Here is a 21,278-nt window from a genome sequence, read left to right as displayed (position 1 = left end):
CTCCTCGTTGATATAAGCAACCTTATCTAAGCATCGTTAGATAAGCAAGACGAGGGGGCGCGGAAGTTCCGGCGTCGGTGGCGCGGCACGCCTCAACCGGACGTCCACGCAGGTCAGCGCGCGCCGAGGTCGTGCGGGTGAACGGCTAGAGGCCGCCGCGGAGCAGGTGGTCGATGTCCTCGGGGCGACCCGGTCGGGCGAAGAACCAGCCCTGACCGGTGTCGCACCCGATTCGGTGCAGCCGCTTGGCCTGGGACGGCGTCTCGACGCCCTCGGCGGTCACGCCGAGTCCCAGCGCGTGGGCGAGCTGCACGAGGGTCGACACGATCTGGGCGTCCACGGCGTCTTCCTCGTCCGCCGCGCGCAGCCCCTCCATGAACGACCCCGCGATCTTGAGCTCGTGCACCGGCAGGTGCTTGAGGTAGGCGAGGTTCGAGTAGCCGGTGCCGAAGTCGTCGATCGCGATCCGGACCCCCATGTCCGACAGGGCGCGCAGGGCTTCCAGCGGCTCGTCGGCGGTGCCCATGATCGCGCTCTCGGTGAGCTCGAGCTGGAGGTGGTGCGGGGGCAGCGCGCACTCGTCGAGGATGCGCTTCACGTCGCGCACCAGCTCCGGGTCGCGGCTCTGCCGCACGGCCAGGTTGACGCTGACGAACGGGGCCGAGTCGCCGAACTCCTCCAGCCAGCGACGGGCCTCCTCGCACGCCTTGCGCAGCACCCAGCGGCCCAGCGGCACGATCAGGCCGGTCTCCTCGGCCAGCTCGATGAACCGGTCGGGCGCGAGCCTGCCGAACTCCGGGTGCTGCCAGCGGACCAGGGCCTCGACGCCGGTGACCCGGCTGTCCGCGAGGCGCACCAGCGGCTGGTAGTCCACGTAGAACTCGTCGCGCTCCAGCGCGGCGGGCATGGTCGCCGACAGCGTGAACCGGGCGACCTCGCGGGCGTTGCGCTCGGGGTTGTACAGCGCCCAGCGCGACTTCCCGTCCGCCTTCGCCCAGTACAGCGTGATGTCCGCGTCGCGCATCAGGTCCGCGGCCGTCGTGCCCTCCAGCGGCCGTTCCACGATGCCGATGCTCGCCGACACGGTCAGCTCGTGGCCGCCGATCTTGATCGGGGCCTCCAGCTCGTGCAGCACGCGGTCGGCGACGTTGACGATGTCCTGGGTGCTGGCCGAGCCCTCGACGAGGATGACGAACTCGTCGCCGCCCATCCGCGCGACCAGCTTGCCGTCGCCGGAGACCGAGTGGTCCAGCCGCCTGCCGACCTCGACCAGCAGCTGGTCCCCTATGTCGTGGCCGAGGCTGTCGTTGATGACCTTGAACCCGTCGAGGTCCAGGTAGCAGAGCCCGGCGCGGCGGCTGGTCGTGCCGCCGACGGCGTTGAACACCCGGCCGAGGCGCTCCAGGAACAGCGCGCGGTTGGGCAGGCCGGTCAGCGGGTCGTGCAGCGCCTGGTAGCGCAGCCGGTTCTGCAGCAGGTGCCGGTCGGTGACGTCCTCGATCATGGCGACCTGGTACTGCGGCTCACCGTGGTCGTCGCGGACCAGCGACAGCGTGAGGTGCGTCCACACCTGCTCGCCGTCGGCCCGGTGGAAGCGCTTCTCGGCCCGGTAGTGGTCGCAGTCGCCCGCGATGAGCTGGTCGTAGAGCCGCCAGACGTTGCCGCTGTCCTCGGGGTGCATGAGGTCGCGGATGTTGTACTGCCGCATCTCCTCGACGCTGAACCCGAGCATGTCCTGCAGCGCCTGGTTGACGTCCAGTATGCGGCCCTCGATGTCCGCTATGCCGATGCCTATCGCGGCCTCGGTGAACATCGCGCGGAACCGCGCCTCGCTGGCCCGCAGCGCCGTCTCGGCCTGGTCGCGGGCGTCGAGCACGGCGGCCCTGATCGCCTCCTGCTCGGCCAGCGTCCGCTCGCGCAGCGCCCGCGCGTACCCCGCGGCGAGCGCGCCCTGCAGCGCGGAGAGCCGGGACTCCATCCGGCCGTCGACGCCGATCCCCAGCTCGGTGAGCAGGTCGTCGCCCAGCAGCTGGACCGTGCGGCCCAGCGTGTCCGTGCCGGTGAAGTGCGCCTCGACGAGCCGGGCGCCGATGTCGTAGCCGGGTGCCGTGCGGAAGGGGTCGGCGATCAGCGCCTCGACCAGCACCTCGGTCAGGGACTGGAGGTGCTCGGCGACCTCGGCCCTGGTCATGGGCACGTAGCTGCTGCCGATCACCGCCGTCGCCCAGGTGCGCGCGAACGCCTCGGCCCCGGCCACCATGGCCGGGTCCAGTTCCGCTCGACTGCTGGGCACCCGCTGGTCAACCCGTTCCGTCATGTTCGCCGGCCTGCCACCACAAACGCAGAGGATACGGCCGGTAGCCCGCCGCAGTCGACCATCACGGTTTCCTCCCCAGCGCGGCGAACCCGGGGAAGCGGTCCGCGGACTCGTCGACGTCGTCCGGTGAGTCCGGGCGCCAGTGCGGTAATCGGACCACTCCGGGCTCCACGAGCTCCAGTCCGCCGAGCAGCGAGATGAGCTCGGCGCGGGTGCGGTGGACCATCGGCGCGACCTGCTCGCTGTAGCGCCGACGCGCCTCGGCCACCGCGGCGGACTCCTCGCCCTGTTCCCCACCCGAGTGCGAAACACCGAGGTAGCTGCCGGGGACGAGGGCGTCGAGGTAGTCGGCGATGATCCCGCACGGGTGGTCGGCGTCCGGCACGAAGTGCAGCACCGCGATCATCAGCACCGCGACCGGCTGGTCGAGGTCGAGCACCGACCGCACCTCCGGGTCCCCGAGCACCGACGCCGGGTCGCGGATGTCGGCCTGAAGCGCCACCACGTTCGGCAGGTCCGCCAGGAGCGACTTGCCGTGCGCGATGGCGACCGGGTCCATGTCGACGTAGACCACGCGGGCCGTCGGGTCGACGGCGTGCGCGATCTCGTGGACGTTGCCCGCCGTCGGGATGCCGGACCCGAGGTCGAGGAACTGGCGGACGCCCAGGCGCAGCAGGTGGCGGACCATCCGGCGCAGCAGCGTCCGGTTGGTGAGGATCACGCGGCGCAGCTCGGGCATGGCCTCCAGCGTCCGGTTGGCCACCGCGCGGTCCGCCGCGAAGTTGTGCGCGCCGCCCAGCCAGTAGTCGTACACGCGCGCCACGCTGGGGCGTTCCAGGTCGATGTCACCCGGCACCCACTTCGGCCGTTCCGCCACGCGCTCTCCTCCGGCACACCTCGGGACGCCCATCATGGTCCACGGCGGCCCGCGGGCGCACCGCCCGGAGGTCCCGGTTCCCGGATTCGGTGACGGCGGTGGCGATCACCGAGCAGAATGCCGGTCTTGTGAAGCACCTCTGGATCGCGGGAGCGGTCACCACCGCGGTCGCCCTCGTGCTGCTGCTGGTCAGCCTGCGCGGGAAGCGGAACATGCTGGCCGCCACGATCGTGGGCGCGATCGGCGCCTTCCTGCTGGTCACCGGCTGGCTGTTCGTGGTCGACAGCACGACCGCCAAGGGCGAGGCGATCAAGACCGGCGGCCTGGCGGGCGGCTCGGTGATCGCGCTGTACGCGTTGTGGCTCAACGACCGGAAGCGACGGACGGAGGAGGCCAGGCAGGCGATCGAGAAGGACCGGCAGGACTTGGAGAACCAGCGCTCCGAGCACGACCGGTCGCGGGTGGCCGACGAGCGGTTCGCCCGCGCCGTCGAACTGCTGGGCCACGAGACCGACCAGGTGCGGGTCGGCGCGCTGCACGCGTTGGCGGGCCTGGCGAAGTCGCGCGTCGAGTACACCCAGACCGTGCTGGACATCCTCTGCTCCTACCTGCGGCGCCCGTTCGACGGCCAGTCGCCGCTGGAGAACGAGGTGCGGACGACCGCGCAGCAGCTGATCTCCGACCTGCTCCCCCGGCTCGACCAGGTCGACGCGCCCCACTACGACCTCAACCTCACGAACGCGCGGCTGGAGTACTTCGACCTGGAGAACCGGCAGGTGGGCAACTTCGCCGCGCGACGGGCCCAGTTCATCAGCTCGAACGCCTTCCACCACACCGCGTTCCACGGCAACACCTACTTCACCGGCGCCCAGAACCACGGCAGGCTGTACCTGCACGACTCCGTGTTCCACGCGCGGGCGTGGTTCAGCAACTTCGTCTCGCACGACAACGTCGACTTCCACGACAGCAAGTTCTTGGGAAGCGCCAAGTTCGCCTATGGCACGTACCTGGGCGGGGTGTCCTTCAGCGGCACCGCGTTCAGCGCCGAACCCGACATCCGGGCGCTCCGGGTGGGAGGCGGCGGCACCGCGGTGCTGCCCGACGGCTGGACCGCCGACACCGTCGAGGCCGCCGAGGAGGAGCTGTGATGCGCGGCCGGTGGATGCTGCTGCTCAGCGTGCTGGCGGCCGTCGTCGTGACCGCCGCGACGATCGTGGTCCTGCTGGTGGTGGAGCCGAAGCTGTCCAAGGCCGAGGCGCTCAAGACCGGTGGTCTCGCGGGTGGCGCGGTCGTGGCGCTGTACGCGTTGTGGCTCAACGACCGGCGGCGGCGCACCGAGGAGGCCCGGCACGAGCTGGAGAGCGTGAAGGTCGCCGACGAGCGGTTCGCGCGGTCGGTGGAGATGCTCGGCCACGAGGCCGACCAGGTGCGTGTCGGCGCGATGCACGCGCTGGCAGGGCTGACGTTCTCGTCGCCGCGCTACAAGCAGACCGTGCTCGACGTGCTGTGCGCCTACCTGCGCAGACCGTTCGACCACGAGGGGTACAAGCGCTACTCCGACGACCCGGAGAAGCTGGTCCGGGACGGCGTCGAGGAGGAGCCGGCGAAGACCGACCGCGAACGCGAGGTGCGGCGCACGGCCCAGCGGCTGATCACCGACCTGCTGCCGTGGGGGATGGACACCGACCCGACGGCCTACCACCTGGACCTGACCGGGGCGAGCCTCGAGTACTTCCGGCTGTCCGGCAGGCGGGTCGGGCGGATCGTCGCGCGGCGGGCGAACTTCTACGGCATCACCATGATCAACGAGGTGGAGGCGTCCAAGCCCTCGCTCTTCTCCGGGGCGCGGTTCCACGGCCGGGTGTCCGCCGCGGACGCGCGGTTCGACGGCGGCCTCTCCTTCCAGGACGTGCGGTTCGCGGGTGAGCTCGACGTGTCCCGCGCGGAGGTGGGCACGTTCCTGCACCTCAGCACCGACCTGCCGAAGCCGTTGAGGGGCGTGCTCACGGTCCGGCCGGGCACCGGGATGCGGGTGGCGAAGCCGGAGGGCTGGGAGCTAGCCGGGGCGTACGAGGTGCAGCAGCGCCCTGGCGGCGGCGCTGACGGTCGCCCCGGTGACCACGACGGTCTCCGCGACCGGGCCGCCGTCCAGGCCGACGAACCGGACGCGGTCCGTCTTGAGCGAGAACGAGCGCGGCACGAGCGCGACGCCGAGTCCGAACCGGACGAAGTCCAGCAGTGAGTGGACGTCGTTGACCTCCACGCCGACGCGGCGGTCCACCCCGGCCGCCGCCAGCGTGCGGTCGACGACGTCCCGCGTGCCCCACCCGGCGTTGAAGTCCACGAAGGACTCGCCCAGCAGCTCCGGCAGGGCGACCGAGGACCGTTGCGCCATCGGGTGATCCGGTGCGCACGCCAGCGCCAGCGGTTCGGTGTCCAAAGTGGACATGCGGACGTCCCGGTCGGACGACCGGGTCACGAACGCCACGTCGACCCGCCCGGCCCGCACCTCGTCGACCAGGTCGGCGGTGCCGCCCTGGCGCAGCCGGATCTCCACGCCGGGGTGCGCGGAGTGGAACGCCGCCAGCACGGCGGGCAGGTCGACGACGTGCAGGCACTGGAGGCTGCCGACCGACAGCGTGCCGCGCAGCAGCCCCTGGACGGCCGCGACCGCGTCCCGCCCGGCGTCGACCGAGCCGAGCGCGCGGCGCGCCTCGACCAGCAGCGCGCGGCCCGCCTCGGTGAGCTCCACCTGGCGGGTGCTGCGCACGAACAGGGCCGCGCCCAGCTCGTTCTCCAACGCCCGGATGGACGCGGAAAGACCCGACTGGGCGACGTGCACGCGTTTGGCGGCCCTGGTGAAGTGGCACTCCTCGGCTACCGCGACGAAGTACTCCAGCTGGCGAAGCTCCACGATTGATCACCCACACTGCTGAATGCCATCCGGACGTTCTGTTGGACAGCTTAATCCGGTCGGCGCACACTTCGAAGCAGCAGTTCCGCACGTTCCCCCAGGAGGTACACCTGATGCTCACCCGCCGGATCGGCGAAGTCGAGGTCAGCGCCATCGGACTCGGCGGCATGCCGTTGTCCGTCGAAGGCCGCCCCGACCGCGAACGGGCGCTGGCCACGGTCCGCGCGGCGGTCGAGGCGGGCGTGACCCTCATCGACACCGCGGACGCGTACTCGAAGGACGACACCGACTTCGGGCACAACGAGGAGCTGATCGCGGAGGCCCTGCGCGGCCTCGGGTCGGCGGGCGCCGACGTGTTCGTGGCCACGAAGGGCGGCCACACCAGGACGCCCGGCGGCGGCTGGGGGCTCAACGGCAGCCCCGAGTACCTGCGGTCGGCGTGCGACGCGTCGCTCAAGCGGCTCGGCGTCGAGGCGATCGACCTCTACCAGTTCCACCGCCCCGACCCGTCCGTCCCGCTGGCCGACTCGTTCGGCACGATCGCCGAGCTGCTGGACGCGGGCAAGATCAAGCAGGCGGGCATCTCGAACTTCGACCCCGACGAGATCAAGCTCGCCAACGAGGTCCTCGGCGGCAGGCTCGCCGCCGTGCAGAACCAGTTCTCCCCGGCGTACCGGTCGAGTGAACCCGAACTGGAGCTGTGCGCGGAGCTGGGCATCGCGTTCCTGCCGTGGAGCCCGCTGGGCGGCATCGGCAAGGCGGGCGGGCTCGGCGAGGTCAACTCGGCGTTCATCGAGGTCGCCGAGGCGCACGACGCCAGCCCGCAGCAGGTGTGCCTGGCCTGGATGCTGGCCAAGGCGCCGGTCGTCATCCCCATCCCCGGCTCGTCGCGGCCGGAGAGCATCCGCGACTCGGCCGCGGCCACCCACGTGGAGTTGACCGCCGACGAGCTCGCACGCCTGGACTAGTCCGGGCACGTCCCCGAACGTGCCCTTCCACTGGTCCACTCGGGTGATCACCAGGTGCGGTTCGCCGGGATCGGACGGAAGATCTAGGCCGTACGGCCCATGATCTACGACCGGATGGGGGCGTCCTGTGGCCCGAACCCGCTTCCGCACCTGGACCACCCGGTTCGCGGTCCTCGCGCTCGCGGCGGGCGCGCTCGTCCCCGCGCCCGCGGCGGCCGACCCGCTGCCCGAGGGGTCGGCCGACCACTTCGCGGGGTCGCAGATCGAGAAGCACGAGGGCAGTACCCGGACCTCCCGCTCCCTCGCGCCGGTCGGCGAGGTGCCCGGCATGGACGTGAGCAGCCACCAGGGCGACGTCGACTGGCAGCGGTCGTGGAACGACGGCGCCCGGTTCGCCTACGTCAAGGCGACCGAGGGCACCGGGTACAAGAACCCGAAGTTCGCCCAGCAGTACGACGGTTCCTACGACGTCGGCATGATCCGCGGCGCCTACCACTTCGCGCTGCCGGACCGCTCCGGCGGCGCCGAGCAGGCGGACTTCTTCGTGGACAACGGTGGCGGCTGGTCGGCGGACGGCAAGACGCTGCCCGGCGCGATGGACATGGAGTACAACCCCTACGGCGACACCTGCTACGGCCTGAGCCAGGCCGCGATGACCCAGTGGGTGCTGGACTTCAGCAACCGGGTGGTCGCGCGGACCCAGCGCTACCCGACGATCTACACGTCCACCAGCTGGTGGAACAGGTGCGTCGGCGGCAGTGTCCACTTCGGCCGGACCAACCCGTTGTGGGTCGCGCACTACGCCGAGGTGCTGGGCGCGCTGCCGATCGGCTGGGACTTCCAGACGATCTGGCAGTGGGAGGCGGCCGGGCTCTTCCCCGGCGACCAGAACCTGTTCAACGGCAACGCGGACCAGCTCGTCCGCGTGGCGCTGGGCTGACCGCTGAGCACCGCGCCCCGCAAGCACACCGACCGGACCGAGACGGGCGTCGACGTCAGCGACCTCGGCGGCGACGTCGACTGGACCGGGCACTGGCAGCACGGCAAGCGGTTCGCCTACGTCCGGGCGACCGACGGCACCGGGTACGTCGAGCCCGGTTTCCGGCGGCAGTACGCCGAGTCGTTCGACGTCGGCATGATCCGCGGCGCCTACCACGTCGCGCTGCCGGACCGGTCGAGCGGCGCCGAGCAGGCGGAGCTCTTCGTCGACAACGGCGGCGCGTGGTCCGGTGACGGCATGACCCTGCCGGGTGCACTGGACCTCGGGTACAACCCGTACGGCAAGGCGTGCTTCGGGATGTCCAAGGCCGGGCTGTCGGAGTGGGTGCTCGAGTTCAGCGAGACCTACCGCGAGTGGACCGGCCGCCACCCCGTCGTCTACACGTCGCCGAGCTGGTGGCGGCGCAGCGCGGGTGCCGACGTGGGCCAGGTGAGCCCGCTCTGGGTGGCCCGCCACTCGGCCGCGCCGGGAGCGTTGCCGGTCACCAGGGGCGTCTACCCGGTCTGGCACCACGTGGCGGCACCGGCGGACCACGACGAGCGCATTCGGGTGATGACGGTGAGTGCGTTCGCCTAGGCCATTCTCGTGACTAATTCACGTGAAGGCTGGCCGGCGTGTTAGTAGGTGCTGCACACTCTCGGATCGAGTCATCCACCCTGCACTGGCTCGAGGAGTCCGAGACATGAACCCACTTGTGCGCAGCGCTGTCGCGCTGGCGGCGTGCACCGGTCTGCTGGTCACCGCGTTCTCCCCTGTCAACGCGGCTCCGGCGGTTCCGAAGAAGGACCAAGCGGTCCAGCAGGACCACGCCATGGGATCGCAGATCCGCAAGCACGAGGGCGGCGCGAGACTTCGCGTCAAGCCCAGGAAGGACCCGTCGATCCAGGCGACCGTGGCGGGCATCGACGTCAGCGGCTACCAGGGCAACGTCGACTGGGCGGCCTACTGGAACCAGGGCAAGCAGTTCGCCTACGTGAAGGCGACCGAGAGCACGGGGTACGTGAACCCGTACTTCGCCCAGCAGTACAACGGTTCCTACAACGTCGGCATGATCCGCGGCGCCTACCACTTCGCGCTGCCGGACCGGTCGAGCGGCGCGGCGCAGGCGGACTACTTCATCGCCCACGGCGGCGGTTGGTCACCGGACGGCCGGACCCTGCCGGGTGCGCTGGACGCGGAGTACAACCCATACGGCAGCACCTGCTACGGCTTGAGCAAAGCTGCCATGACCAACTGGATGCTGGACTTCAGCGACACCTACCGCGCGCGGACCGGCGTGTTCCCGGTCATCTACACGTCGACGAGCTGGTGGAACCAGTGCGTCAACGCGGGCTTCAGCACCACCAACCCGTTGTGGGTGGCCAGGTACGCCTCCGCCGTCGGCGCGCTCCCCTACGACTGGGGCAACTACACGATGTGGCAGTACTCGTCCTCGCCGATCGACCAGAACCAGTTCAACGGCGGCTACGACCGGTTGCAGGCGCTGGCCTTCGGCTGACGTGCCGGTGGGGAGGCGTTTCCCGCCTCCCCACCGACCGCCTTAGTCGAACAGCGCGGGAAGCGTGCCTTCCCAGGCGGCGCGCAGCTCGCCGAGCGGGAGCTGGCCGAGGTCCTGGAACTCCAGGGACTCGGACTCCGGGTCGACGACACCGACCTTGCGCCAAGGCAGCTGGCGCGCGGTGCACATGTCGGTGAACCGCAGCTCCTCGCTGCGCGGCACGGCCACGAGCACGCGGCCCGCGGACTCGCTGAACAGCTGCGTGAACGCGTCCTGCTCGCTGTCGAGGAACACCCGCGCACCGGTCTCGCCGATGAGGCAGGCCTCGACCAGCGCCTGGGCCAGGCCGCCGTCGGACAGGTCGTGCGCGGCGGACACCATGCCGTCGCGCGACCCGGCCAGCAGCACCTCGCCGAGCAGGCGCTCACGGGCCAGGTCGACCTTCGGCGGCACGCCGCCGAGGTGGCCGTGCACGTGGTGCGCCCACTCGGAGCCGCCGAACTCGTCGCGGGTGTCGCCCAGCAGCAGCAGGGTCTCGCCCGCCTCGGCGCCGATGCCCGTCGGGATGCGGCGGCGCACGTCGTCGATCACGCCGAGCACACCGATGACCGGCGTCGGCAGGATCGCCGTGCTGCCGGTCTGGTTGTAGAAGCTGACGTTGCCGCCGGTCACCGGGATGCCCAGCTCGCGGCAGCCGTCGATGATGCCCTGGATGGCCCGCTCGAACTGCCACATCACGGCCGGGTCCTCGGGCGAGCCGAAGTTCAGGCAGTCCGACACCGCGATGGGCGTCGCACCGCTGACCGACACGTTGCGGTAGGCCTCGGCCAGCGCCAGCTGCGCGCCCGCGTACGGGTCGAGCTTGGTGAACCGGCCGTTGCAGTCGGTCGCCAGCGCGATGCCGCGGTTGGTCTCCTCGTCGATGCGGATCATGCCCGCGTCCGACGGCTGCGCCAGGACCGTGCCGCCGCGCACGTAGCGGTCGTACTGCTGGGTGACCCAGCGGCGCGACGACAGGTTCGGCGAGGCGGCCATGGTGAGGACGGTCTTGAGGACGTCCGCGGGCTCGGTCGGCCGGGCCAGCGACTCGGGGCCGTTGGCCACGAGCGCGTCCTGGTCGGCCGGGCGCTCGATCGGCCGGTTGTACACCGGGCCCTCGTGCGCCACGGTGCGCGGCGGGACGTCCACGACGACCTCGTCGTTCCACGTGATCACCAGGCGTTCGCCCTCGGTGACCTCGCCGATCTCGGAGGCGATGACGTCCCACTTCCCGCAGACCGCCATGAACGCGTCGACGTTCTCCGGCGCGACGACCGCGCACATGCGTTCCTGCGACTCGCTGGACAGGATCTCGGCCGGGGTCATGCCGGTCGCCCGCAGCGGGACCCGCTCCAGGTAGACGTGCATGCCGCCGTCGCCCGCGCTGGCCAGCTCCGAGGTGGCGCAGGACAGCCCGGCACCGCCGAGGTCCTGGATGCCGACCACGATGCCCTCCTGGAACAGCTCCAGGCAGCACTCGATCAGCACCTTCTCGGTGAACGGGTCGCCGACCTGCACGGCGGGCAGCTTCTTGCGCTTGCCGCCGCCGTCGTCGCCCGCGAACGTGTCGCTGGCGAGGACGGACACGCCGCCGATGCCGTCCAGCCCGGTGCGCGCACCGAACAGGATGATCTTGTTGCCCGCGCCCGACGCGTGCGCCAGGTGCAGGTCCTCGGTGCGCAGCACGCCGACGCACAGGGCGTTGACCAGCGGGTTGCCCGCATACGACTCGTCGAACACGACCTCGCCGCCGATGTTCGGCAGGCCGAGGCAGTTGCCGTAGCCGCCGACACCCGCGACGACACCGGGCAGCACCCGGCGCGTGTCCGGGGCGTCCGCCTTGCCGAAGCGCAGCGAGTCCATGACGGCCAGCGGCCGCGCGCCCATCGCGATGATGTCGCGCACGATGCCGCCGACACCCGTCGCCGCGCCCTGGTAGGGCTCGACGTAGGACGGGTGGTTGTGCGACTCGACCTTGAACGTGATGGCCCAGCCGTCGCCGATGTCCACGACGCCCGCGTTCTCACCGATGCCCGCGAGCATCTTCGAGCGCATCTCGTCGGTCAGCGACTCGTCGAACTTGCGCAGGAACACCTTGGAGGACTTGTAGGAGCAGTGCTCGCTCCACATGATCGAGTACATCGCCAGCTCGGCGTCCGTCGGCCTGCGGCCGAGGATCTCGCGGATGCGGGCGTACTCGTCGTCCTTGAGGCCCAGCTCCCGGAACGGCTGCTCCTGGTCCGGCGTGGTCTCCGCGTGCTTCACGGTGTCGATCGTCATGCGTTCACCACTTCGTCCATCAGGGAGAGGAACATGCCCAGTCCGTCGTCCGTGGGGCCGGTCAGCGCGTCGATCGCGTGCTCCGGGTGCGGCATGAGGCCGACCACCCGGCCGTTCGCGCTCGTGACGCCCGCGATGCCGTCGCGCGACCCGTTGGGGTTGTCGCCGACGTAGCGGAACACCACGCGGCCCTCGCCCTCCAGTTCGTCCACAGTGGACTGCGTGGCCTGGTAGCCGCCCTCACCGGACTTCAGCGGCACGAGGATCTCGGCACCCAGCTCGTAGCGCGACGACCAGGCGGTGGTGTTGTTCTCCACCTTCAGCCACTGGTCCTTGCACACGAAGTGCAGGCCGGAGTTCCGGATCAGCGCACCGGGCAGCAGCCCGGCCTCGCACAGGATCTGGAACCCGTTGCAGATGCCCAGCACCGGCATGCCCTTGCCCGCGGCCTCGATGACCGAGTCCATCACCGGCGCGAACCGGGCGATGGCGCCGCAGCGCAGGTAGTCGCCGTAGGAGAACCCACCCGGCACGATCACCGCGTCGACGCCCTTGAGGTCCGGGTCGCCGTGCCACAACGGCACCGCCTCGGCCTCCGCGTAGCGCGCCGCGCGCGCGGCGTCGACGTCGTCCAGCGTGCCGGGGAACGTGATCACCCCAACGCGGACGCTCATGCCTCGACCCGCCGAACCACCCAGTCCTCGATGACCGGGTTCGCGAGGAAGGTCTCGGCGATCTTCTCGAGCGTGGCGTCGTCGACCGAGTCGTCGACCTCCAACTCGAAGTGCTTGCCCTGGCGGACACTGGTGATCCCCTCGAAACCCAGCCGGGGCAGCGCGTTCGCCACCGCCTGGCCTTGCGGGTCGAGGATCTCGGGCTTCGGCATGACGTCGACAACGACACGAGCCACAGCAGGCTGCTCCCTGTTACGAGGGCGGGGGATACCCGCAGCCTACCTGACCTGCACGTTCACCCCGGCCACGGGTGCTCTGGGCCACATCCGCAGGTCATCACACGTTCGGGTTACACAGCTTGATCGGCGGAGGCGACGATGTATATTTGAGGAGCCGAGGCCCCGTAGGCCGAGGAAGTGAGCGCGGTTCCCGTCCGGACGGTCGGCAGCCGCGCTTCGCGCTATCCGGACCAGGTGTCCAGGTCGACCTCCCTGCCCACGAGCGGTAGGACCCGTCGCTTCCAGTCCCCTCCCGCGCCGTAGCACCACCCGACGACGTCGGCGATCCACAGCAACGGCTCCTGGGTGCTCAGCATGTGCTCGTAGATGAACTGCGACTCCGCCGAACGCTTGCCGAGCACCGCCTTGACCGTCCGCTTGTCGTGGTGGTCGCGCACCTCACGGCTGTCCAGCACGAGGCGCACCACTCCGACGGCCACCAGGTCGAGGACCATCGCGATCAAGCACTCCTGCCGGGCGCGCTCCTCACCATCGGCGCAACCGCGCTGGTAGACGTGCACGACCGGACCGCACCGGCCCAACCGCGACAGGATGACCTTGCGGTGCCCCGGTTCCTCCTTCTTGAAGTGCACCTCCTTCTGCCCCGGCAGCAGCAGGGTCCTGAGCAGCTTGCGCAGCCTGGTCAGGTCTCCGGGATCGATGATGGCAACCACCAGCAGGTACCGGTCGTTGCGACGGGACTCGTCGACGAACGCGTGCAGACTCACGGTGGTGACCATCGGCGGGCACGCCGACGCGCTGGAGGATCACCCACTCGCACGTGCGGCATTCCGGGCGCTTTGGCCAGTGGTCAACATGGCCGAGGTGGGTAACACGCCAGCCGCCACTGGCGACCACTCATCGACCGACCGTTCGAGGACGACCGGCACGGACGGAGGCAGCGCATGTCGCTCACGCCGCGTCGATGGGCTTCAGCAGCGGCGGCGACCGTGTTCGTCCTGGGTTTCGGCGCCCTCGCCACCGCCTCGGCCCTGGGGCTCGGCGACCGGTCGCTGCCCGGTCTGTTCACCTTCCGCGCGGCGACCATCGGTGACGGGATCCTGTTGCCGCTGCTCGCGTACGCGCTGGTGAGGTCCGCCGGGCCGGTTCGCGGGTGGGGCCGGACCACCCGACGGGCGGTCGGCGCGGCCGCGGGCGTGGGCGCGCTGGGCGGGATCGCACTGCAGGCGCAGTGGCTCGCCGCCCCGGCGCCCGTCGTGAACTGGACGTTCCCCGCGCCCGGAACCTTCAACGCGGTCGGGTGGTACCACGCCGCTTTCCTGGTCCTGGCCAGTGGTTTCTTCGCCGGGGCCTGCGCCGCCGCGGTGAGCCGGTTGCGTCAGGGCGCGCCGCCGGAGGGACTCGGCCCGGCCGGTGTCCTGGGCGCGCTGGTCCCCGCGCTCACGTTCACCGCGCTGCTGGCCGAGGACAACTCGACCGGCGGGTCGACGCTGACCACCACGTCGGTCATGGTCGCGGGGTCGGCGATCGCGGCGGCCTGCGTGCTCGTGTGGGCCACCCGTCGCACCGCCGTGCTGCCGTGCCTGCTCGCGTGCGCCGCCGCGGCGCTGCCGGCGATGGCGACCGCGCTGCTGTTCCTCCCCGGTCGGACGAACAGCCTGGTGACCGTCCTGCCGGTGGTGTGCGCGGCACTGGTGGGAGCGTTCGGCGCGAGCGTCCTCGGGCCGCGGACGAGCGGTGGCCGGATCGCCGTGGCGGTGTGTTCGGCGTTGTGCGCGGCGGGCCCCGTCCAAGCGGTGTCGGGTCTGCCCGCGACGACGATCCCGTTGCTGTCGACCGGGTGCGCGGTCTCGATCTTCGCGGTCGCGGTCCAGGTGCTCCTCCTGCGCGCCCTCTTCGGGCTCACCGGGGAGAAGGTCGTGCCCGTGCTGCTCAAGACCCTCGCCGGGGCTCCCGTGATCGCGTTCGGCCTCAGCGGTAGGTACTTCGCCCAGGAGCAGGAACTGGTCGGCGCGTACAGCGTCGTCGTCGGCGTGGCCGCGGCGCTGCTGTTCCTCAGGATCCCCGCCCTCGTCATCCGCCTCACCTTCGACCGCGTCGTCGAAGCCGAGACGACGAACGCCGCCGCGACGGAGCTGACCGCGCTGAAGTGGAACGCGTACCTCGCGATCTCCACGATGTACAGCGCCGCCCTGCTCTCCTTCCTCGCCTCGGTCGTCGGAACCACGTCCGAGGACCGCTGGGTCGCGGGCCGGAACGAGTTCGGGCCGCTTGTGGTCCCGGTCATCACCCTGGTCCTGCTGGTCGCGGTCGGCGTGGCCACCGGGAGCAGGCCCGTGCCCGCGCCCAGGTCGACCACCTCGGCGGGCTGCCTGCTGTGGTCGGGGCTGATGGCCTACCAGCTGACCGACGGCTACGGCGACTGGAAGCAGGCGACGCTGTCGACCTCGCTCGCCGTCCTGTCCGGGTTGTTCGTCCTGGAGGGCGTGGTCGGCAACGCCGGGCACCTGTCGAACGTCCCCGTCGACAGCGGGTTGCTGGGCACGGCGGTGTCCTGCGCGCTGGCGTTCGGGACGACGGCGGCGTGGATGACCGGCCCCGCCCTGTGGTCGGCCTCCGGGGCGACGTCGCTCCCGGTCGCGCTGACGAGCCTGGCGGTCGGCGTGTCGGCGTGCGTGCTCCTGCCGAGGTTCGCCGTGGCCGCGGCCGTCACCGGGCACCCACCCCGCAAGTACATCCTGGGCACGCCGGTCGGGAACATGGTCCAGGACTGCTCCATGGCCGTCATGCTGACCGTCAGCGTGGCCTGGGTGCCGATCCTGTTCATGGCCCACCTGAGCGACGGCGCGTCGTGGTGGAGCGCGATCCCGCCCTTCCTCGCGCTGCTGTCGGCGGCCTACGTGTACATCCTGAAGACCAACATCGGCCACGTCGAGCGCGAGCGCGTCCGCATCACCGAGCTCGCGGCACCCGACGGAGCGCCGCTGCCCGCCGACGCCGACCAGGTCCTCAAGGCGCTGGCGAGGCACGTCCGGCGGCAGAACTGGATCGCGTTCGCCGCCTTGGTGCCCTTCAGCTTCTTCGCGTTGTTCAACGAGATCACCGGTTTCGACAAGAGCGGGCTCGGTCAGATCCTCAAGGTGTGACGCCGACCGGTGGTGAGCATCACCCACTCGCACGTGCGACATTTCAGGCGTTTGGGCCAGTGGTCCGCATACCACCCGCAAATGAGCGGTTTCGTTGCCCTGGTCGCAAGTTCCGGGAAGATCACTTACGGCCATCGGGCGATCACTTTGGCGTAAATCACCTGGTCGGGGTGTTCGCCCTCTGCGAGACCGGTGGCGGGAACGCGAATCGGTTGTCAGTGTTAGGGCCATGCGAATCCTGGTGCTGGGTGGAACCGTCTTCCTCAGCAAGGCGGTGGCGGCGGAGTCGGTGCGGCGCGGCCACGAGGTGGTGTGCGCGGCACGCGGAACGACCGGGGCGGTGCCCGACGGAGCCGAGCTGGCGGTGGTGGACCGGGACAGACCCGGTGCGCTCGAGGTGCTGCGGGGTGAGCACTTCGACGCGGTGGTCGACGTGGCGAAGATGTCGGTGAACTGGGTGCGCGAGGCGCTGCACGTGCTGGGGGACAGCGCGCCGCACTGGACGTTCGTGTCCAGCTGCTCGGTGTACCAGGACCACTCGAAGCCGGGTCAGAGCGTCGAGTCGCCGACGTTGCCGCCGTTGGAGGACGACCCGACCGCGCCGTTCGACGCGAACCGGTACGGGTCGGTCAAGGTGGCCAGCGAGCACGCGGTGCTGGACGCGGTGGGTGACCGGGCATTCATCCTGCGGGCCGGGCTGATCACCGGGCCGGGGGATCCGAGCGACCGGTTCGGGTACTGGCCCGCGCGGATGTCGCAGGGTGGGCAGGTCGCGGTGCCGGACGCGCCGGACCAGGCCGCGTCGCACGTGGACGTGCGGGACCTGGCGGCGTGGATCGTCGACTCGGCGGAGAACCGGCTGGTGGGGACGTTCGACGGGATGGGGCCGTCGGAGCCGTTGAGCTTCTTCCTGGGCGAGATCGCCGGGGCCGTGGCGCCGCAGGGCACCGAGCTGGTGCGGGTGCCGCTGGACGTGCTGGAGCGGCTGAAGATCGCGCCGTGGGCAGGCCCGCGGTCGATGCCGCTGTGGCTGACCGAGTCGCACCTGGCGATGATGTTCCGCGACGCCCGCCCGGCGATGGCCGCCGGGCTGCGGGTGCGGCCGGTGGGCGACACGGCCCGCGACTCGCTGGCCTACGAGTACGAGCTCGGCATCGACCGGGTGCGGCGGGCCGGTCTGACCGCGTCCGAGGAGTACGAGCTGCTCTCCGCGCTGTGACGGGTGGTCCGGCGCGGAAGGGGTCTTCCGCGCCGGGCCCGGTCAGGAGATCCAGTCGGCGAACGAGCGGCCGGAGATCCGCTCGTAGGCCTCGATGTAGCTCGCGCGGGTGGTGGTGACCACCTCGTCCGGCAGTGCCGGCGGTGGCGTGTCCGACGCGCGGTCCCAGCCGGAGGCGGGCGAGGTCAGCCAGTCGCGCACGATCTGCTTGTCGAACGACGGCTGCACGCGGCCGGGCCGGTAGGTGTCCGCGGGCCAGTAGCGCGACGAGTCCGGGGTCAGCACCTCGTCGCCGAGGACCAGCGCGCCGTCCCGGTCGTGGCCGAACTCGAACTTCGTGTCGGCCAGCAGGATCCCGCGCTTGCGGGCGAAGTCGCGGCCCTCGCGGTACACGGCGAGCGTGGTGTCGCGGAGCTGGTTCGCCAGCTCGGACCCCACCTGCGCGCTCACGGCCTCGAAGCTCACGTTCTCGTCGTGCGAGCCCAGCTCGGCCTTCGTGGCCGGGGTGAAGATCGGCTCCGCCAGCTCGTCCGCCTCGACCAGCCCCGGCGGCAGCTCGACGCCGCACACCGCGCCGGTGCGCCGGTAGTCGGACAGGCCCGACCCGGTCAGGTAGCCGCGGGCCACGCACTCGACCTGCACCATCTCCAGCCGCTTGACCAGCAGCGCGCGCCCGCGCACCTCGGCGGGGACGCGCTCGTCGTCGTAGGCCACGAGGTGGTTGGGCACCACGTCCGCCAGCTGCTCGAACCAGAACACGCTCATCGCGGTGAGCACCCGGCCCTTGTCCGGGATCTCGCTGGACAGCACGTGGTCGTAGGCGGAGATGCGGTCGGTCGCCACGAGCAGCAACAGCTCGTCGTCCACGGCGTAGAGCCTGCGGACCTTGCCTACGGCGACCTGCTGGTAATCGGCGAGCTTGGGCACGCGGACCAGCGTACTTCGCCCGAGTCCCCCGCCCGGCCGGCGGCCGCGGGTGCCGTCGATCACGCGGATCGCCTGGTTGTTCAGACCAATCGGACTACCTCGTCCACAGACATACCCGCAGGTCACAGGCAGATTTCGGATTTCCCGGATGGCGAGCCTCCTGACCGAAAACGGCCGGAGGAGGCTAGATTCCCCGGCATGCGCGCTCCCGCCCTGCTCTTCGCAGCCCTGCTGCTGGCCGCCTGTGCCCCGGTGGACCAGGCCACGCCCCCGTCCGGCCCGACCGCCGTCGACGGCGTCCCCTGCACGAAGGACAACCTGGCGACCCTGGTCAAGGGGAAGCTCACGTTCGGCACCGACCAGCCCGTCTACCCGCCGTGGTACCAGGACGACGACCCCACCAACGGCAAGGGCTTCGAGTCCGCCGTGGCCTACGCCGTCGCCGAACAGCTCGGCTACGCCAAGACCGACGTCGCCTGGGTGCGGGTGCCGTTCAACGCGGCCATCCAGCCCGGTGCGAAGACCTACGACCTGAACCTCACCGAGTTCTCGATCACCGAGGAGCGCAAGCAGGCGGTGGACTTCTCGGCGCCGTACTACACCGTCGCCCAGGCCGTCGTCGCGCTCAAGACCGCCCCGGTCGCGGGCGCGAAGTCGGTGGAGGAGCTGCGGAAGGCCAAGATCGGCGCCCAGGTCGGCACCACCAGCTTCAACGCCGCCAAGCGGTTGGTCGCCACGCAGGACATCGCGGTCTACAACACGAACGACGACGCGAAGGCCGCGTTGCGCGCCGGGCAGGTCGAGGCGCTCGTGGTGGACCTGCCGACGGCGTTCTTCATCACCTCCTCCGAGATGGAGGACGCGACGATCGTCGGCCAGATCCCGCCTGGCGACGGCAAGCCCGAGCAGTTCGGCATCGTTCTGGACAAGGGCAGCAAGCTCACCGGCTGCGCGTCCACGGCCGTCGAGGCGCTGCGGTCGCGCGGCAGGCTGGCCGAGATCGAGAAACAGTGGCTGACGACCGAGGGCAAGGCCCCCGAGCTCAAGTGACCAGTGACCTCCAGCGGGAGCGCTTGGCGTACAAGCGTTCCCGCTCTCGTCGCTCCACCGCGGTCGCCCTGGTGTCCACGGTGGTGTTCGCCGCCGCGGTGTGGTTCTCGGTCACACGGGCACCGGGCTGGCCGCGGGTGAGGCTGTCGTTCTTCAACCTCTCCACGGCGTGGCGGACGCTGCCCGCGGTCCTGGACGGGCTGTGGCTCAACCTCCGGGTGCTGGTGGTCGCCGAGGTGCTGATCCTGGTGCTGGCGCTGGGGATCGCCGGGCTGCGGACGTTGCGCGGCCCGGTGTGGTTCCCGCTGCGGGCGCTCGCGACCGGGTACGTGGACCTGTTCCGCGGGCTGCCGCTGATCATCTGCCTGTACCTGGTCGGCTTCGGCCTGCCCGGACTGCGGCTCAGCGGCATCCCGAACGACCCGGTGCTGCTCGGCGGCATCGCGCTGGTGCTCGTCTACTCCGCCTTCGTGGCCGAGGTCTTCCGCGCGGGCATCGAGTCGATCCACCCGTCGCAGCTGGCCGCCGCGCGGTCGCTCGGCCTTGACCACCGCAAGACCATGCGCCTGGTCGTGCTGCCGCAGGCGGTCCGGCGCGTGCTCCCCGCGCTGCTCAACGACTTCGTGGCGCTGCAGAAGGACTGCGGCCTGATCTCGGTGCTCGGCGCGGTCGACGCCGTGCGGGCCGCGCAGATCGAGTCGGCGGGGTCGTACAACTTCACGCCGTACGTCGTGGCCGGGCTGCTGTTCGTGCTGCTGGCCGTGCCGTCCGGACGGCTGGCCGACTGGATGTCGCGGCGCGCCGCGCGCAGGCAGGGGGCTTGATGTCCACGTCCGCAACGGATCCGGTGCTCGCCGTGCGGGGGCTGGTGAAGCGGTACGGCCAGGCCACCGTGCTCGACGGCGTCGACCTCGACGTGCACGAGCACGAGGTCGTGGTGCTGATCGGCTCGTCCGGGTCCGGCAAGTCCACGCTGCTGCGCTGCGCGAACCTGCTTGAGGAGCTGGACGACGGCCAGGTGCTGCTCGACGGGGTCGACGTGTCCGACCCGCGGGTGGACGCCGACCGCGCCCGGCGCGCGATGGGGATCGTGTTCCAGGCGTTCAACCTGTTCCCGCACATGTCCGTGCTGGACAACGTGACCCTGGCGCCCCGCGTCGTGCACGGCGTGCCGCGCGGGACCGCCGACGACCGCGCCCGCGACCTGCTTTCCCGTGTGGGCCTGGCGGACAAGGCGGACTCCTACCCCGACCGGCTGTCCGGCGGGCAGCAGCAGCGGGTCGCCATCGCGCGGGCGCTGGCCTACGACCCGCGGCTGCTGCTGTTCGACGAGATCACCAGCGCGCTCGACCCCGAACTGGTCGGCGAGGTGCTGGCGCTGGTGCGCGAACTGGCCGGTCAGGGCCGCACGATCCTCATGGCCACGCACGAGATGGGCTTCGCCAAGCAGGTCGCCGACCGCGTCTGCTTCCTCGACGGCGGCAAGCTCGTCGAGTCCGGTCCGCCCGAGCAGGTGCTCGGCGACCCGACCCACGAGCGCACCAGGCGGTTCCTGCGGCGCATCATCGACGCGGGGCGGCTGTAGCCCGTTCAGGGGTTCTGGTTGCGCCCATCCGCACCTATGGTGCTTGTCGTGCCGTTCCGGAAGAAGGCCGTCTGGTCCACCGCAGCAGTCGCGGGCGCAGGCTTGGTGGTGCTGCTCATCGCGACGAGCTGCGGATCCCCCGACGCCGCGCCGAAACCCCCACCGACCGTGCCGAGCATCTCCACGTCACCGCAGACCAGCTCGTCGACCGCGGCGTCCGTGCCGTCCAACAGACCCATCTCGGTCCAGCCCCTCCCGCCGGCGGAACCGGTCGCCGAGCCCACCCCCGAACCACCTCCACCACCACCCGTCGAGACCCTTCCGCCCGCACCGCCGCCTCCGCCCACCGAGGTCGCGCCGACCCCGCCGGAGAAACCGCAGGACGGGCCGATCGTCGTGCAGGGAGCGACCTGCGCGATCGAGGGCGCGATGGCGGTCAACCGGCGGCTGCGGCCGATGAGGTGCGTGCCGGACGGGCAGGGCGAGCTGCGGTGGCAGCAGCTGTAGCCGACGCATGATCGTCCTCAGCACCCGCTGAAACTGTC

General features: G+C 70.9%; 19 protein-coding genes and 1 pseudogene. 12 read left to right on the top strand and 8 right to left on the bottom strand.

What is annotated here, in order from left to right:
• Window positions 1-145: 145 nt before the first annotated feature.
• Together CLV43_RS43115 and CLV43_RS43110 are read right to left on the bottom strand one after the other, a co-directional pair.
• Complete coding sequence (locus tag CLV43_RS43115; protein WP_211304834.1) at window positions 146-2,317, bottom strand: putative bifunctional diguanylate cyclase/phosphodiesterase; 2,172 nt, start codon at window positions 2,315-2,317, stop codon at window positions 146-148.
• 61 nt (window positions 2,318-2,378) lie between these two features.
• Window positions 2,379-3,194: an SAM-dependent methyltransferase gene (locus tag CLV43_RS43110; protein WP_245887465.1), complete on the bottom strand. Its 816-nt coding sequence runs from the start codon at window positions 3,192-3,194 to the stop codon at window positions 2,379-2,381.
• A gap of 98 nt (window positions 3,195-3,292) precedes the next feature.
• Here CLV43_RS43110 and CLV43_RS43105 point away from each other — a divergent pair, with 98 nt between their 5' ends.
• A complete protein-coding gene (locus tag CLV43_RS43105) occupies window positions 3,293-4,342 on the top strand; it encodes a hypothetical protein (protein WP_146175137.1) in 1,050 nt (349 codons plus the stop codon).
• Window positions 4,342-5,127 (top strand): annotated as a pseudogene (locus tag CLV43_RS49870) (pentapeptide repeat-containing protein); the annotation flags it as partial. The gene CLV43_RS43105 and the pseudogene CLV43_RS49870, both read left to right, overlap by 1 nt.
• Before the next feature lie 123 nt (window positions 5,128-5,250).
• On the opposite strand, the gene CLV43_RS43095 reads toward CLV43_RS49870, so the two are convergent.
• Window positions 5,251-6,108 carry a LysR family transcriptional regulator gene (locus CLV43_RS43095; RefSeq protein WP_106196168.1) on the bottom strand — a complete coding sequence of 286 codons (858 nt, stop codon included), beginning with the start codon at window positions 6,106-6,108 and terminating at the stop codon, window positions 5,251-5,253.
• Between the two features lie 113 nt (window positions 6,109-6,221).
• On the opposite strand from CLV43_RS43095, the gene CLV43_RS43090 reads away from it, so the two are divergent.
• The 4 genes from CLV43_RS43090 (at window position 6,222) to CLV43_RS43075 (ending at window position 9,574) form a co-directional block, all read left to right on the top strand.
• Window positions 6,222-7,076 (top strand): aldo/keto reductase, encoded by an 855-nt coding sequence (locus CLV43_RS43090; RefSeq protein ID WP_106196166.1) that lies wholly within the window; start codon window positions 6,222-6,224, stop codon window positions 7,074-7,076.
• A gap of 127 nt (window positions 7,077-7,203) precedes the next feature.
• Complete coding sequence (locus CLV43_RS43085; RefSeq protein ID WP_106196165.1) at window positions 7,204-8,016, top strand: lysozyme; 813 nt, start codon at window positions 7,204-7,206, stop codon at window positions 8,014-8,016.
• Between the two features lie 3 nt (window positions 8,017-8,019).
• Entirely contained in the window at window positions 8,020-8,652 is a 633-nt protein-coding gene (locus tag CLV43_RS43080; protein ID WP_106196163.1) for a GH25 family lysozyme, read from the top strand.
• A gap of 106 nt (window positions 8,653-8,758) precedes the next feature.
• Window positions 8,759-9,574, top strand: coding sequence for a lysozyme (locus CLV43_RS43075; protein WP_106196161.1), 816 nt, complete (start codon window positions 8,759-8,761; stop codon window positions 9,572-9,574).
• 42 nt (window positions 9,575-9,616) lie between these two features.
• Here the strand turns inward: CLV43_RS43075 and purL are convergent, their stop codons facing one another.
• The 4 genes from purL to CLV43_RS43055 all read right to left on the bottom strand — a co-directional run bounded on the left by purL (window position 9,617) and on the right by CLV43_RS43055 (window position 13,573).
• Window positions 9,617-11,893: a phosphoribosylformylglycinamidine synthase subunit PurL gene (gene purL / locus CLV43_RS43070; protein ID WP_106196159.1), complete on the bottom strand. Its 2,277-nt coding sequence runs from the start codon at window positions 11,891-11,893 to the stop codon at window positions 9,617-9,619.
• Window positions 11,890-12,567: a phosphoribosylformylglycinamidine synthase subunit PurQ gene (gene purQ / locus CLV43_RS43065; protein WP_106196157.1), complete on the bottom strand. Its 678-nt coding sequence runs from the start codon at window positions 12,565-12,567 to the stop codon at window positions 11,890-11,892. Before purQ ends, purL begins: the two co-directional genes overlap by 4 nt.
• Window positions 12,564-12,803 (bottom strand): phosphoribosylformylglycinamidine synthase subunit PurS, encoded by a 240-nt coding sequence (purS, locus tag CLV43_RS43060; protein ID WP_106196155.1) that lies wholly within the window; start codon window positions 12,801-12,803, stop codon window positions 12,564-12,566. Before purS ends, purQ begins: the two co-directional genes overlap by 4 nt.
• A gap of 224 nt (window positions 12,804-13,027) precedes the next feature.
• Window positions 13,028-13,573, bottom strand: a complete 546-nt coding sequence (locus CLV43_RS43055) for a hypothetical protein (protein WP_106196268.1) — start codon at window positions 13,571-13,573, stop codon at window positions 13,028-13,030.
• Between the two features lie 177 nt (window positions 13,574-13,750).
• Between CLV43_RS43055 and CLV43_RS43050 the strand changes: the two genes are divergently transcribed.
• Window positions 13,751-15,952: a hypothetical protein gene (locus CLV43_RS43050; RefSeq protein ID WP_146175136.1), complete on the top strand. Its 2,202-nt coding sequence runs from the start codon at window positions 13,751-13,753 to the stop codon at window positions 15,950-15,952.
• Between the two features lie 229 nt (window positions 15,953-16,181).
• Window positions 16,182-17,171, top strand: a complete 990-nt coding sequence (locus CLV43_RS43045) for an NAD-dependent epimerase/dehydratase family protein (protein ID WP_106196151.1) — start codon at window positions 16,182-16,184, stop codon at window positions 17,169-17,171.
• Between the two features lie 42 nt (window positions 17,172-17,213).
• Here CLV43_RS43045 and CLV43_RS43040 read toward each other — a convergent pair whose 3' ends face one another.
• Window positions 17,214-18,098 carry a phosphoribosylaminoimidazolesuccinocarboxamide synthase gene (locus CLV43_RS43040; RefSeq protein WP_106196266.1) on the bottom strand — a complete coding sequence of 295 codons (885 nt, stop codon included), beginning with the start codon at window positions 18,096-18,098 and terminating at the stop codon, window positions 17,214-17,216.
• A gap of 198 nt (window positions 18,099-18,296) precedes the next feature.
• Between CLV43_RS43040 and CLV43_RS43035 the strand changes: the two genes are divergently transcribed.
• The 4 genes from CLV43_RS43035 to CLV43_RS47445 are packed head-to-tail and all read left to right on the top strand — an operon-like array spanning window position 18,297 to window position 21,240.
• Entirely contained in the window at window positions 18,297-19,148 is an 852-nt protein-coding gene (locus tag CLV43_RS43035; protein WP_106196149.1) for an ABC transporter substrate-binding protein, read from the top strand.
• A complete protein-coding gene (locus tag CLV43_RS43030) occupies window positions 19,145-19,972 on the top strand; it encodes an amino acid ABC transporter permease (protein ID WP_211304833.1) in 828 nt (275 codons plus the stop codon). Before CLV43_RS43035 ends, CLV43_RS43030 begins: the two co-directional genes overlap by 4 nt.
• Entirely contained in the window at window positions 19,972-20,733 is a 762-nt protein-coding gene (locus CLV43_RS43025; protein WP_106196145.1) for an amino acid ABC transporter ATP-binding protein, read from the top strand. The genes CLV43_RS43030 and CLV43_RS43025 overlap by 1 nt, the downstream gene beginning before the upstream one ends.
• Window positions 20,734-20,781: 48 nt before the next feature.
• A complete protein-coding gene (locus CLV43_RS47445; RefSeq protein ID WP_146175135.1) occupies window positions 20,782-21,240 on the top strand; it encodes a hypothetical protein in 459 nt (152 codons plus the stop codon).
• The last annotated feature ends 38 nt before the right edge of the window (window positions 21,241-21,278 follow it).

It is taken from the genome of Umezawaea tangerina (genome assembly GCF_003002815.1).
Lineage (GTDB): Bacteria > Actinomycetota > Actinomycetes > Mycobacteriales > Pseudonocardiaceae > Umezawaea > Umezawaea tangerina.
Note: the sequence above shows the minus strand (reverse complement) of the source record. Positions and strands in the feature narration are given on the sequence as shown.

What these genes read in the sequence shown, in the direction of transcription:
- CLV43_RS43115 (WP_211304834.1), bottom strand. Translation starts at nt 2,317, where the DNA reads ATGACGGAACGGGTTGACCAGCGGGTGCCCAGCAGTCGAGCGGAACTG.
- CLV43_RS43090 (WP_106196166.1), top strand. Translation starts at nt 6,222, where the DNA reads ATGCTCACCCGCCGGATCGGCGAAGTCGAGGTCAGCGCCATCGGACTC.
- CLV43_RS43075 (WP_106196161.1), top strand. Translation starts at nt 8,759, where the DNA reads ATGAACCCACTTGTGCGCAGCGCTGTCGCGCTGGCGGCGTGCACCGGT.
- purL (WP_106196159.1), bottom strand. Translation starts at nt 11,893, where the DNA reads ATGACGATCGACACCGTGAAGCACGCGGAGACCACGCCGGACCAGGAG.
- purQ (WP_106196157.1), bottom strand. Translation starts at nt 12,567, where the DNA reads ATGAGCGTCCGCGTTGGGGTGATCACGTTCCCCGGCACGCTGGACGAC.
- CLV43_RS43050 (WP_146175136.1), top strand. Translation starts at nt 13,751, where the DNA reads ATGTCGCTCACGCCGCGTCGATGGGCTTCAGCAGCGGCGGCGACCGTG.
- CLV43_RS43045 (WP_106196151.1), top strand. Translation starts at nt 16,182, where the DNA reads ATGCGAATCCTGGTGCTGGGTGGAACCGTCTTCCTCAGCAAGGCGGTG.
- CLV43_RS43035 (WP_106196149.1), top strand. Translation starts at nt 18,297, where the DNA reads ATGCGCGCTCCCGCCCTGCTCTTCGCAGCCCTGCTGCTGGCCGCCTGT.
- CLV43_RS43025 (WP_106196145.1), top strand. Translation starts at nt 19,972, where the DNA reads ATGTCCACGTCCGCAACGGATCCGGTGCTCGCCGTGCGGGGGCTGGTG.